We start from the raw sequence: 13,353 nt of genomic DNA, 5'->3' as shown, positions 1-13,353 counted from the left end.
ACGATGATTAGTCGCATTATGTTACAGAAAAATACGCTTCTTTTCGCAGCATTATCCGCCGCGCTTTGGGGGAGTGCAACCCAGGCTGCCGACGCCGCCGTTGTCGCTTCGCTTAAACCACTTGGGTTTATCGCTTCCGCCATTGCTGATGGCGTTACGGATACGCAAGTATTACTTCCGGATGGGGCATCCGAGCATGATTATTCATTGCGTCCATCAGACGTAAAACGCTTACAGGGCGCGGACTTAGTCGTCTGGGTTGGCCCGGAAATGGAAGCCTTTATGGAGAAGTCGGTCAGGAATATCCCTGATAATAAGCAGGTTACCATTGCGCAACTTGCCGATGTAAAACCGTTACTCATGAAGGGCGCGGATGATGATGAGGATGAACATGCGCATACGGGCGCCGATGAGGAAAAAGGTGACGTACATCACCATCACGGCGAATATAACATGCATCTTTGGCTCTCCCCAGAGATAGCGCGGGCTACAGCGGTTGCAATCCATGAAAAATTAGTGGAACTTATGCCGCAAAGTCGAGCCAAACTCGACGCCAACCTGAAGGATTTTGAGGCACAATTAGCCGCAACCGATAAACAGGTCGGTAACGAGCTCGCGCCGCTCAAGGGGAAAGGGTATTTCGTTTTTCATGACGCCTACGGTTACTACGAAAAACACTACGGACTCACCCCGCTCGGTCACTTTACCGTGAACCCTGAGATACAACCTGGCGCGCAGCGTTTACATGAAATAAGAACACAGTTGGTTGAGCAAAAAGCAACCTGCGTTTTTGCTGAGCCACAATTCAGGCCAGCGGTCGTGGAAGCCGTGGCGAGAGGGACATCCGTTCGAATGGGAACACTGGACCCCCTCGGGACGAACATTAAACTGGGTAAAACAAGCTATTCAGCGTTTTTAAGCCAATTAGCCAACCAGTATGCGAGCTGCCTGAAAGGAGATTAACGAGGAAGTGAATACGTGCAACAGATAGCCCGCTCTGTCGCCCTGGCATTTAATAATCTGCCCCGACCCCACCGCGTTATGCTGGGGTCACTTACCGTTCTGACACTGGCCGTCGCCGTATGGCGGCCCTACGTTTACCACCCAGAATCCGCACCAATCGTTAAAACTATTGAACTGGAGAAAAGCGAGATTCGTTCCCTCTTACCGGAGGCCAGCGAACCCATCGATCAGGCCGCGCAGGAAGATGAAGCTATTCCTCAGGATGAGCTGGACGATAAAACCGCAGGCGAAGTCGGCGTCCATGAATACGTCGTCTCCACAGGCGATACGTTAAGCAGCATTCTGAATCAGTACGGCATCGATATGAGCGATATTAGCCGACTTGCCGCTTCTGATAAGGAGCTGCGCAATCTGAAAATTGGCCAACAGCTTTCCTGGACACTGACCGCCGATGGCGATTTACAGCGTCTGACATGGGAAGTCTCCCGCCGTGAAACGCGTACCTACGATCGCACTGCCAACGGTTTTAAAATGAGCAGTGAAATGCAGCAGGGGGACTGGGTTAACAGTCTGCTGAAAGGTACGGTAGGGGGTAGCTTTGTCGCCAGCGCGAAAGAGGCCGGTTTAACCAGCAGCGAAATCAGCGCAGTGATAAAAGCCATGCAGTGGCAGATGGATTTTCGGAAGCTGAAAAAGGGCGATGAATTTTCGGTTCTGATGTCGCGCGAGATGCTGGATGGCAAGCGTGAACAGAGTCAGTTGTTGGGCGTGCGGATGCGTTCCGATGGTAAAGATTACTACGCCATTCGCGCCGCTGACGGTAAATTCTATGACCGTAACGGGGTTGGCCTGGCGAAAGGCTTTTTACGCTTCCCGACCGCCAAACAGTTCCGCATCTCCTCCAACTTCAATCCGCGCCGTCTGAACCCGGTTACCGGACGCGTTGCGCCGCATCGTGGCGTTGACTTTGCGATGCCGCAGGGTACGCCGGTGCTGTCGGTGGGGGATGGCGAGGTCGTGGTCGCTAAACGTAGCGGCGCTGCCGGTTACTACATTGCGATTCGTCATGGACGCACCTACACCACACGTTATATGCACTTGCGTAAGCTGCTGGTGAAACCGGGGCAAAAAGTGAAACGTGGCGATCGTATTGCGCTTTCTGGTAACACCGGGCGCTCCACAGGGCCGCATCTGCATTATGAGGTATGGATCAACCAGCAAGCCGTTAACCCTCTGACAGCAAAATTGCCGCGCACGGAAGGTCTGACGGGGTCAGATCGTCGTGAATACCTGGCACAGGTGAAAGAGGTTCTGCCACAACTGCGCTTCGATTAACAAATGCGCTGACAGAGCCGGTACGCGATGTGTGCCGGCTTTTTTGTTTTGTGTGAGACGCAGACGTCGCTACACTATTCACAATTCCTTTTCGCGTCAGCAGACCCTGGAAAAGCATGGAAACCAAAAAAAATAATAGTGAGTATATCCCTGAGTTCGAAAAATCCTTTCGCTATCCGCAGTATTGGGGCGCCTGGTTGGGCGCGGCGGCAATGGCGGGGATCGCATTAACGCCGGCATCATTCCGCGACCCTTTGCTGGCGACGCTGGGGCGTTTTGCCGGACGGCTGGGGAAGAGTTCTCGTCGCCGGGCGCTAATTAATCTGTCATTGTGCTTTCCGCAGCGTAGCGAAGCTGAGCGCGAAGCGATTGTCGATGAGATGTTCGCCACCGCGCCACAGGCAATGGCGATGATGGCTGAGTTGGCGATGCGCGGTCCGGAAAAAATTCAACAGCGTGTTGACTGGGAAGGTCTGGAAATCATTGAGGAGATGCGTCGTAACGACGAAAAAGTCATTTTTCTCGTTCCGCATGGCTGGGGCGTCGACATTCCAGCCATGCTGATGGCCTCTCAGGGGCAAAAAATGGCGGCGATGTTTCATAATCAGGGTAATCCGGTTTTTGACTATATCTGGAACACCGTGCGTCGGCGTTTTGGCGGACGTTTGCATGCGCGAAATGACGGGATTAAACCCTTTATTCAGTCTGTTCGTCAGGGCTACTGGGGTTACTACCTGCCGGACCAGGATCACGGCCCGGAGCATAGTGAATTCGTTGATTTCTTTGCGACATACAAAGCAACGCTGCCTGCGATTGGTCGGCTGATGAAAGTGTGCCGCGCACGCGTTATACCGCTTTTCCCGGTGTATAATGGTAAAACGCATCGCCTGACTATCCAGATTCGCCCGCCAATGGACGATCTGCTCACGGCTGACGATCACACAATCGCCAGACGGATGAACGAAGAGGTCGAAATTTTTGTCGGCCCGCATCCGGAACAGTACACCTGGATCCTGAAGCTGCTCAAAACCCGCAAGCCAGGCGAGATTCAGCCGTATAAGCGTAAAGATCTTTATCCCATCAAATAAATAAAGCCTCTCGTAAGAGAGGCTTTATGCTGACAAACCCTGTACTACCTGATGAACAGGCGTGGGGGAGTTTTACTCAACGGTCAAAATACGCGTGGTATTGGTTGAGCCGACGGTGCTCATGACATCGCCCTGAGTCACGATAACCAGGTCACCGGAAACCAGATACCCTTTATCGCGCAGCAGATTAACAGCTTCATGCGCCGCGACAACGCCATCAGCCGCGCTATCAAAATGCACCGGCGTTACTCCGCGGTAGAGCGCGGTCAGGTTCAGCGTGCGTTCATGGCGCGACATGGCGAAAATCGGCAGGCCGGAGCTGATACGGGAAGTCATTAGCGCGGTACGACCGGATTCCGTCATGGTGATGATCGCGGTAACGCCTTTCAGATGGTTTGCCGCATACATCGCAGACATGGCAATAGCTTCTTCAACGTTGTCGAACTGCACGTCGAGACGGTGTTTAGACACATTGATGCTGGGGATTTTTTCTGCGCCCAGGCAGACGCGCGCCATTGCGGCAACGGTTTCAGAAGGATACTGGCCGGCTGCGGTTTCGGCAGACAGCATAACCGCATCTGTGCCATCCAGGACGGCGTTCGCCACGTCCATCACTTCCGCACGGGTCGGCATCGGGTTGGTGATCATCGACTCCATCATCTGCGTTGCGGTGATGACTGCGCGGTTTAGCTGACGCGCACGGCGAATCAGCGCCTTCTGGATACCAACCAGCTCCGGATCGCCGATTTCAACGCCCAGATCGCCACGTGCGACCATCACAACGTCAGAGGCCAGAATGATATCGTCCATGGCGTTTTGATCGCATACCGCTTCGGCGCGTTCGACCTTAGCCACAATTTTCGCGTCGCAGCCGGCGTCGCGCGCCAGGCGGCGTGCATAGTTCAGATCTTCGCCGCAGCGCGGGAAGGAGACAGCCAGATAGTCAACGCCTATCAGCGCAGCGGTTTGAATATCGGCTTTGTCTTTTTCGGTCAGCGCTTCAGCAGAAAGCCCGCCGCCGAGCTTGTTAATGCCTTTATTGTTAGACAGCGGGCCGCCGACGGTGACCTCGGTAAAGACTTTCATGCCCTGGACTTCAAGCACTTTCAACTGCACTCGACCATCGTCAAGCAGCAGGATATCGCCAGGAACGACATCTGCCGGCAACCCTTTGTAATCAATGCCGACTTTTTCTTTATCGCCTTCGCCTTTACCCAGGTTAGCGTCTAACAGAAATTTGTCCCCGATGTTGAGGAACACTTTGCCTTCTTTAAAAGTGGAAACGCGAATTTTTGGCCCTTGCAGGTCGCCTAAAATAGCCACATGACGCCCCAGTTTGGCGGCAATCTCACGGACTTTATCAGCACGCATTTTATGATCTTCCGGCGAGCCGTGAGAGAAGTTCATACGTACTACGTTTGCGCCCGCGGCGATAACCTTCTCAAGGTTGTTATCGCGGTCAGTTGCCGGGCCTAACGTGGTAACGATTTTGGTTCTGCGAAGCCTTCTGGACATGTAATACTCCGTTGACTAAAACAACTTGGTGTTGCGTGAACATTGATCCGGTCGTTCTGAAACCTTAACGGTATAAAATGAACGTTCCCGGATGACGAAAAGGGTAGAACATTGTTATTGCTTTTAGCGGTCATCACTCCTGATGAGTAATTCTTTATCAAAACGCGATTCCTTGAGCGCTTCCTTGACACGCTTCAAGTTATCTCTGAATTTTGCCCCGCGACGCAAAGTAAATCCCGTTGCCAGCACATCTATCACGGTCAGCTGAGCAAGTCGAGAGACCATGGGCATATAAATGTCTGTATCTTCCGGTACGTCGAGGGTAATGGCCAGCGTGGCTTCGCGCGCCAGCGGCGTTCCAGCGGAGGTCAGGGCGATCACCATCGCATCGTTTTCCCGCGCCAACTGCGCCAGTTCCACCAGGCTCTTGGTTCTGCCAGTATGCGAAATGAGCACCACGACGTCATCATCGTTACAATTCATACAGCTCATCCGTTGCAGCACGATATCGTCGGAGTAAATCACCGGCACATTGAAGCGAAAAAACTTATTCATGGCGTCATGCGCGACCGCGGCGGAGGAACCAAGACCAAAAAAGGCGATTTTTTTTGCCTGGGTCAGTAAATCGACGGCGCGGTTGACGGCCGATTTATCCAGCGACTGACGAACATGGTCGAGACTGGCCATGGCGGACTCGAAGATTTTTCCTGTATAGGCCTCAACGCTGTCATCTTCATCCACATTGCGATTAACATAGGGGGTGCCATTTGCCAGACTTTGCGCCAGATGCAGTTTAAAATCAGGAAAGCCGCGGGTATTCATGCTGCGACAGAAACGGTTCACCGTTGGCTCGCTAACGTTAGCTTCCTGGGCCAGCATGGCAATGCTTAAGTGAATCGATCTGCCTGGGGCGGCCAGAATAACATCGGCGACTTTTCGTTCAGATTTGCTTAAATGTTCCAGTTGAGACTGGACTTTTTCCAGCATATTCATGATTAGCAAGGCTCATGGGTATTAGCGATTTCAATGATGCGCGAAACCGAGCGCGTTTTGTTAGATATTACTCCTGGCGGCTGTCAAAGGGGGCAAAATGGCTAAAAAAGGTGTCGTTTTTTTTCATTACATGACCGACGTCGGATTTTAAGTTCCAGCTTGTGTGGAAAAGCGACAATTTTATTAGGCGTTTTGCCGATTATATTGCCAATCAAACGCCGGTTCACCTATGAAAAGGCGTTTACGGTTTCCGTAATCTCGTAAAAGCAGTACAGTGCTGTGTAATAAAATTACAACGATATCCTGGCTAAAGTACCAGGAGATTAACTGAGGAGAATGACATGGCGGTAACGCAAACAGCCCAGGCATGTGACCTGGTCATTTTCGGCGCGAAAGGCGACCTGGCGCGCCGGAAACTGCTGCCTTCCCTGTATCAGCTTGAGAAAGCCGGCCAGATCCATCCGGATACCCGGATCATTGGGGTGGGGCGCGCGGACTGGGATAAAGAAGCTTATACCCACGTCGTGCGTGAGGCGCTGGAAACCTTCATGAAGGAAAAAATTGATGAAGGCTTGTGGGATACGCTGAGCGGCCGTCTGGATTTTTGTAATCTTGACGTGAACGATACGCCTGCGTTTAGTCGCCTGGGCGATATGCTGGATCAAAAAAACCGCACCACCATTAACTATTTTGCGATGCCGCCCAGCACGTTTGGCGCTATTTGCAAAGGGTTAGGGGAGGCTAAACTCAACGCCAAACCAGCGCGCGTCGTGATGGAGAAACCGTTGGGTACTTCGCTGGCGACCTCGCGTGAGATTAACGATCGGGTCGGCGAATACTTTGAAGAGTGCCAGGTGTATCGTATCGACCACTATCTGGGCAAAGAAACGGTTCTCAACCTGCTGGCTCTGCGTTTTGCCAACTCGTTATTCGTTAATAACTGGGATAACCGCACTATCGATCACGTTGAGATTACCGTAGCGGAAGAGGTGGGGATTGAAGGGCGCTGGGGATATTTTGACCAGGCCGGTCAGATGCGCGATATGATCCAGAACCACTTGCTGCAAATTCTCTGCATGATTGCCATGTCACCGCCGTCTGACCTGAGCGCCGACAGTATTCGCGATGAAAAAGTCAAAGTGTTGAAATCGCTGCGCCGTATTGATCGCTCCAACGTGCGTGAAAAAACGGTTCGTGGTCAATACACCGCTGGCTTTGCGCAGGGTCAAAAGGTGCCGGGTTATCTGGAAGAAGAGGGCGCGAATAAAAGCAGCAACACCGAAACTTTCGTCGCGATCCGCGTCGACATCGATAACTGGCGTTGGGCGGGCGTGCCATTCTATCTGCGCACCGGCAAGCGTCTACCAACCAAGTGCTCTGAAGTCGTGGTTTATTTCAAGACGCCTGAACTGAACCTCTTTAAAGAGTCCTGGCAAGACCTGCCGCAGAACAAATTGACGATTCGCCTGCAGCCGGATGAAGGCGTAGATATTCAGGTGCTTAACAAAGTACCGGGGCTGGATCATAAGCATAATCTGCAGATCACGAAGCTTGATCTGAGCTACTCCGAGACCTTTAATCAGACGCACCTGGCGGATGCATATGAGCGCCTGCTGCTGGAAACGATGCGTGGCATTCAGGCGCTGTTTGTCCGCCGTGACGAAGTGGAAGAAGCCTGGAAGTGGGTGGACTCCATTACCGAAGCATGGGCGATGGACAACGACGCGCCGAAGCCGTATCAGGCGGGCACCTGGGGACCGGTAGCGTCCGTGGCGATGATTACCCGTGACGGTCGTTCGTGGAATGAGTTTGAGTAAATTTGCTACTCACTCTTAGGTGGTATTTTACCGGTAACATGATCTAACACAGATTGTAGAATCATTTTTGCACTTTTAAGCCTCGTGTGGATTCACCTGCGAGGCTTTTTTTATTACACTGCCTGAAACGATTTTGCCCCATTATCACCGGACATCATGCATTTCACTGTCTTTCCACATTGATAAAACGCATGGTAAACCCGGTAGCCGGACAGATAAATTTCAGGAGCCTCTATGAATCCTAATTTGTTACGCGTAACACAGCGCATTGTCGAACGCTCGCAGCAGACCCGCAAAGCCTATCTTGCCCGCATTGAGCAGGCGAAAACCGCCACGGTCCACCGATCTCAACTGGCCTGCGGCAACCTGGCGCATGGTTTCGCCGCCTGTCAGCCAGAGGACAAAGCCTCGCTGAAAAGTATGTTGCGCAATAATATCGCCATCATCACCTCCTACAATGACATGCTCTCTGCGCATCAACCGTATGAACATTATCCGGAAATTATTCGTCAGGCCCTGCATTCCGTGAATGCGGTAGGTCAGGTCGCAGGCGGCGTACCGGCAATGTGCGATGGCGTTACGCAAGGGCAGGATGGCATGGAGTTGTCATTACTCAGCCGCGAAGTGATAGCGATGTCGGCAGCAGTAGGCCTCTCTCACAATATGTTTGACGGCGCGTTATTCCTCGGCGTATGCGACAAAATCGTTCCGGGGCTGGCGATGGCCGCGCTCTCTTTTGGTCATTTACCCGCGATTTTTGTTCCGTCAGGCCCGATGGCGAGCGGCCTGCCGAATAAAGAAAAAGTCCGTATTCGTCAGCTATATGCGGAAGGAAAAGTAGACAGAATGGCGCTGCTGGAGTCAGAGGCCGCCTCTTACCATGCGCCGGGCACCTGTACATTTTACGGCACCGCCAACACCAACCAGATGGTGGTGGAGTTTATGGGAATGCAGTTGCCGGGTTCTTCGTTTGTGCATCCGGATGCGCCGCTGCGCGAGGCATTGACTGCCGCTGCCGCACGTCAGGTAACACGTCTTACCGGCAACGGCAATACGTGGATGCCGCTCGGTAAAATGATCGACGAAAAAGTCGTGGTGAACGGCATTGTCGCGCTGCTGGCTACCGGCGGCTCCACCAACCACACCATGCATCTGGTTGCAATGGCGCGCGCGGCGGGCATTCTGATCAACTGGGATGACTTCTCGGATTTGTCGGAAGTGGTTCCGTTGATGGCGCGTCTGTACCCGAACGGTCCGGCGGACATTAACCACTTCCAGGCGGCGGGCGGCGTACCGGTATTGATGCGTGAGCTGCTCAATGCCGGATTGCTGCACGAAGACGTTAATACTGTCGCAGGCTTCGGCCTGAAACGCTATACGCTGGAGCCCTGGCTCAACAACGGCGAGCTGGACTGGCGTGAAGGCGCGGAAAGGTCACTGGATAACGATGTCATTGCCTCTTTTGATAAGCCGTTCTCTCCTCACGGCGGTACTAAGGTGCTAAGCGGTAATCTGGGACGCGCAGTAATGAAGACGTCTGCGGTACCGGTTGAAAACCAGATCATTGAAGCGCCTGCCATGGTATTTGAAAGTCAGCATGATGTGCTGCCTGCGTTTGACGCGGGCCTGCTTGACCGGGATTGTGTCGTTGTCGTGCGTCATCAGGGACCAAAAGCGAATGGAATGCCAGAATTACATAAACTCATGCCGCCACTTGGTGTATTATTGGACCGCCGTTTCAAAATCGCGTTAGTTACTGATGGACGACTTTCAGGCGCTTCGGGTAAAGTGCCTTCAGCTATCCACGTAACGCCGGAAGCCTACGATGGCGGCTTACTGGCAAAAGTGCGCGATGGCGACATCATTCGCGTGAATGGGCAGACAGGTGAGTTAACTCTGCTGGTCGACGAGGCGGAACTTGCCGCTCGTCAGCCTCATATTCCGGACCTGAGCGCGTCGCGCGTCGGAACGGGGCGTGAGTTGTTTGGCGCGCTGCGCGAAAAGCTGTCGGGTGCGGAGCAGGGCGCAACCTGTATCACTTTTTAAGATGACACACTAGTAATCAGGCGAGAGAAGAATTCCGATGAAAAACTGGAAAACAAGTGCAGAAGCAATCCTGACCACCGGCCCGGTTGTCCCGGTCATTGTAGTCAATAAACTGGAGCACGCGGTGCCGATGGCTAAAGCGCTGGTGGCCGGGGGCGTTCGCGTTCTGGAAGTGACTTTACGTACGGCCTGCGCGATGGATGCTATTCGCGCTATCGCTAAAGACGTGCCGGAAGCGATTGTCGGCGCCGGAACCGTTCTCAATCCGCAGCAGTTGGCGGAGGTGACGGAAGCGGGTGCGCAGTTTGCGATTAGCCCGGGACTGACTGAGCCACTGCTGAAAGCCGCGACGGCAGGCACTATCCCATTGATTCCCGGTATTAGCACCGTTTCTGAACTGATGTTGGGCATGGACTATGGTCTGAAAGAGTTCAAATTCTTCCCGGCGGAAGCGAATGGCGGCACTAAAGCGTTGCAGGCGATTGCCGGTCCGTTCTCTCAGGTGCGTTTCTGCCCAACCGGCGGCATCTCTCCGGCAAACTATCGTGACTATCTGGCGCTGAAAAGCGTGTTGTGCATCGGCGGTTCCTGGCTGGTGCCGGCCGACGCGCTGGAAGCGGGTGATTACGATCGCATCACCAAACTGGCGCGCGAAGCGGTAGAAGGCGCGAAGCAGTAAGCCGTTAAATGCCCGATGGCGCTTGCTTATCGGGCTTACGAGTGGCGATCAGGCAGGTCTGATAAAAATGCGCTAACGTCGCCATCAGGCGATGGCGCATTAGCCTTTTACCGTCACGCGGCTGGCGGCCTTTTTCGCTCTTATCACCGCTTCTTCAACGTTTTCACCTGTCGCTAACGCTACACCAAGACGACGGGTGCCGTCGATCTCAGGCTTACCAAACAGCCGTACCTGCACTCCGGCCCCTACCGCCGCGTGAACATTATCAAACGTCACATTTTGACTGGTAAGCTGCGGCAGAATCACGGCCGAGGCAGCGGGACCATACTGGCGAATAGCGCCTACGGGCATTCCCAGAAAGGCGCGCACATGCAGCGCAAACTCAGAGAGATCCTGAGAAATCAACGTGACCATTCCGGTATCGTGCGGGCGAGGGGAGACTTCGCTGAAAATGACTTCATCGCCACAGACGAAGAGTTCAATGCCGAACAGGCCATGACCGCCTAACGCCAGTACCACATGACGGGCAATCTCTTGCGCCCGCTTCAGCGCCAGTTCGCTCATCTGCTGTGGCTGCCAGGATTCGCGATAGTCGCCATCTTGCTGACGATGACCGACCGGCGCGCAGAAATGCACGCCATCGACGGCGCTAACGGTGAGCAGCGTAATTTCAAAATCAAATTTAACCACGCCTTCCACAATCACGCGACCCGCGCCAGCGCGTCCGCCCTGTTGAGCATACTCCCATGCCTGCGCGAGCTGTTCGGCCGAGCGGATAAAGCTCTGGCCTTTGCCGGAAGAGCTCATGACCGGTTTGACGATGCAAGGAAAACCCACTGCGGCTACCGCATCATGAAAACTGGCCTCATTGTCGGCAAAGCGATACGTCGATGTCGGCAGTCCTAATTCTTCTGCGGCCAGGCGACGGATCCCTTCGCGGTTCATCGTGAGCTGCGTTGCACGGGCGCAAGGCACGACATTCAGCCCTTCGCCCTCCAGCTCGCGCAGCGTATCGGTGGCGATCGCTTCTATTTCCGGCACGATATAATGCGGTTTTTCCTCTGTAATCACATGACGTAGCGCCTCGCCGTCCAGCATATTAATGACGTGTGAACGGTGAGCCACATGCATGGCGGGAGCATCAGGATAGCGATCGACGGCGATAACCTCGATCCCCAGGCGTTGGCATTCAATCGCCACCTCTTTTCCCAATTCTCCTGCCCCTAATAACATCACCCGCGTTGCTGCCGGACGCAGCGCAGTGCCTAATAGCGTCATATTTCTGTCCCCTTATTTACCTGCGCGCAGTATATACGAAAACGTTTGCGTATGTCTTTTCGAATAGATTGCTTTTCTTGCTGCCTTGCAATATACTGTATATAAACACAGGTAAATAAGGGGCTGCAAAATGGCGGTTGAAGTTAAATACGTAGTCATTCGCGAGGGTGAGGAGAAGATGTCATTTACCAGTAAAAAGGAAGCCGACGCCTGGGATAAAATGCTCGATACTGCCGATCTTCTTGATACCTGGCTTGAGCAGTCGCCAGTCGTGCTGGAAGATGGACAGCGCGAGGCGTTGTCGCTGTGGCTGGCGGAACATAAAGAGGTGTTAAGCACTATCCTCAAAACCGGTAAGTTGCCTTCTCCGCAGGCGGTTGAAAAGGACGCCGCGAGTAAAACGAAAAAGCAAGCCGCCTGAACCCACACTTGCGCTCCCGGCGTTTTGTACCATGCTTTTCCTGAATCATTGTGCTAAGGAGAAAAGTATGAATAAAAGAGGAGCGTTGTTGAGCCTGCTGTTGTTATCCGCCAGCGTATCGGCATTTGCGGCATCCACCGAGAGTAAATCGGTTAAGTTTCCGCAGTGCGAAGGGCTGGATGCCGCCGGGATTGCGGCAAGCGTGAAGCGCGACTACCAGCAAAATCGTATCGTGCGGTGGGCAGACGACCAAAAAAAGGTCGGGCAGGCTGACCCGGTCGCGTGGGTTAATGTGCAGGACGTTGTGGGTCAAAATGATAAATGGACAGTTCCGCTAACCGTTCGCGGTAAAAGCGCCGATATTCATTATCAGGTCATCGTTGATTGCAAAGCCGGCAAGGCGGAATATAAGCCCCGCTAGCAGCGTAATTTGCGCTTCTTTTGCTGGAACAGACAATTCCTGACATCCCCTCAGGTACGCTTGACCATTATTGGTCTGTATTTGAGGGGTACTATGGCTAACTGGTTGAACCAATTACAATCACTTCTTGGGCAAAAAGGCGCTTCCGCATCGCCTTCCGGTGAACAGGGGTTAAATAAACTGCTGGTTCCCGGCGCGCTGGGCGGTCTGGCTGGACTGTTGGTCGCCAATAAGTCTTCGCGCAAATTATTAACCAAATACGGTACTGGCGCTTTGCTGGTGGGCGGCGGCGCGGTGGCGGGTTCCGTATTGTGGAATAAGTACAAAGATAAAGTACGCGCCGCGCATCAGGGGGAGCCGCAATTCGGCAGCCAAAGTACGCCGCTGGATGTTCGCACTGAGCGACTGATCCTGGCGCTGGTTTTTGCTGCAAAAAGCGATGGGCATATTGATGCCAAAGAACGCGCGGCGATTGAGCACCAACTGCGAGAATCAGGTGTAGAAGAGCAAGGGCGTGTGTTTATCGAGAAAGCTATTGAGCAGCCGCTTGATCCACAACGTCTGGCACAGGGCGTTCGCAATGAAGAAGAAGCCCTGGAAATCTACTTCCTGAGCTGCGCCGCCATTGATATTGACCACTTTATGGAACGTAGCTATCTGAATGCGTTAGGAGACGCACTAAAAATTCCTCAGGAGGTTCGGGACGGTATCGAGCAGGACTTGCAGCAGCAAAAACAGGCGTTACCAGGCTGATAACCTGCCATTAAGTAACATGTTTCGCTTGCATCATGCGTGTC

At 53.4% G+C, this 13,353-nt stretch carries 12 protein-coding genes; 9 read left to right on the top strand and 3 right to left on the bottom strand.

Annotated features, from left to right (window positions below; translation table 11 throughout):
• Positions 1-18: 18 nt before the first annotated feature.
• From znuA to lpxM, 3 genes are all read left to right on the top strand, one after another.
• Positions 19-963: a zinc ABC transporter substrate-binding protein ZnuA gene (gene znuA / locus NA624_RS16335; RefSeq protein WP_000939597.1), complete on the top strand. Its 945-nt coding sequence runs from the start codon at positions 19-21 to the stop codon at positions 961-963.
• A 15-nt stretch (positions 964-978) separates the two neighbouring features.
• Positions 979-2,298 (top strand): murein DD-endopeptidase MepM, encoded by a 1,320-nt coding sequence (gene mepM / locus NA624_RS16330; protein WP_001184028.1) that lies wholly within the window; start codon positions 979-981, stop codon positions 2,296-2,298.
• 116 nt (positions 2,299-2,414) lie between these two features.
• Positions 2,415-3,386 (top strand): lauroyl-Kdo(2)-lipid IV(A) myristoyltransferase, encoded by a 972-nt coding sequence (gene lpxM / locus NA624_RS16325; RefSeq protein ID WP_000448397.1) that lies wholly within the window; start codon positions 2,415-2,417, stop codon positions 3,384-3,386.
• Positions 3,387-3,458: 72 nt separating this feature from the next.
• On the opposite strand, the gene pyk is transcribed toward lpxM, so the two are convergent.
• A complete protein-coding gene (gene pyk / locus NA624_RS16320; RefSeq protein ID WP_000091156.1) occupies positions 3,459-4,901 on the bottom strand; it encodes a pyruvate kinase in 1,443 nt (480 codons plus the stop codon).
• 123 nt (positions 4,902-5,024) lie between these two features.
• Complete coding sequence (locus NA624_RS16315) at positions 5,025-5,894, bottom strand: MurR/RpiR family transcriptional regulator (protein WP_001056719.1); 870 nt, start codon at positions 5,892-5,894, stop codon at positions 5,025-5,027.
• Between the two features lie 341 nt (positions 5,895-6,235).
• On the opposite strand from NA624_RS16315, the gene zwf reads away from it, so the two are divergent.
• From zwf to kdgA, 3 genes are all read left to right on the top strand, one after another.
• Positions 6,236-7,711 (top strand): glucose-6-phosphate dehydrogenase, encoded by a 1,476-nt coding sequence (gene zwf, locus NA624_RS16310; protein WP_000301711.1) that lies wholly within the window; start codon positions 6,236-6,238, stop codon positions 7,709-7,711.
• A gap of 234 nt (positions 7,712-7,945) precedes the next feature.
• Positions 7,946-9,757: a phosphogluconate dehydratase gene (gene edd, locus NA624_RS16305; RefSeq protein ID WP_001069118.1), complete on the top strand. Its 1,812-nt coding sequence runs from the start codon at positions 7,946-7,948 to the stop codon at positions 9,755-9,757.
• Between the two features lie 37 nt (positions 9,758-9,794).
• Complete coding sequence (kdgA, locus tag NA624_RS16300; protein ID WP_000800494.1) at positions 9,795-10,436, top strand: bifunctional 4-hydroxy-2-oxoglutarate aldolase/2-dehydro-3-deoxy-phosphogluconate aldolase; 642 nt, start codon at positions 9,795-9,797, stop codon at positions 10,434-10,436.
• Between the two features lie 99 nt (positions 10,437-10,535).
• Here the strand turns inward: kdgA and purT are convergent, their stop codons facing one another.
• Entirely contained in the window at positions 10,536-11,714 is a 1,179-nt protein-coding gene (gene purT / locus NA624_RS16295; protein WP_000173423.1) for a formate-dependent phosphoribosylglycinamide formyltransferase, read from the bottom strand.
• 130 nt (positions 11,715-11,844) lie between these two features.
• Here purT and yebG point away from each other — a divergent pair, with 130 nt between their 5' ends.
• From yebG to NA624_RS16280, 3 genes are all read left to right on the top strand, one after another.
• Positions 11,845-12,135: a DNA damage-inducible protein YebG gene (gene yebG, locus NA624_RS16290; RefSeq protein ID WP_000257723.1), complete on the top strand. Its 291-nt coding sequence runs from the start codon at positions 11,845-11,847 to the stop codon at positions 12,133-12,135.
• Between the two features lie 67 nt (positions 12,136-12,202).
• Positions 12,203-12,556, top strand: a complete 354-nt coding sequence (gene yebF, locus NA624_RS16285) for a protein YebF (protein WP_001042123.1) — start codon at positions 12,203-12,205, stop codon at positions 12,554-12,556.
• Between the two features lie 93 nt (positions 12,557-12,649).
• Positions 12,650-13,309: a tellurite resistance TerB family protein gene (locus tag NA624_RS16280; protein ID WP_000024707.1), complete on the top strand. Its 660-nt coding sequence runs from the start codon at positions 12,650-12,652 to the stop codon at positions 13,307-13,309.
• Positions 13,310-13,353: the final 44 nt, after the last annotated feature.

The organism is Salmonella sp. NW38 (genome assembly GCF_051807745.1).
Taxonomy (GTDB): domain Bacteria; phylum Pseudomonadota; class Gammaproteobacteria; order Enterobacterales; family Enterobacteriaceae; genus Salmonella; species Salmonella enterica.
Note: the sequence above shows the minus strand (reverse complement) of the source record. Positions and strands in the feature narration are given on the sequence as shown.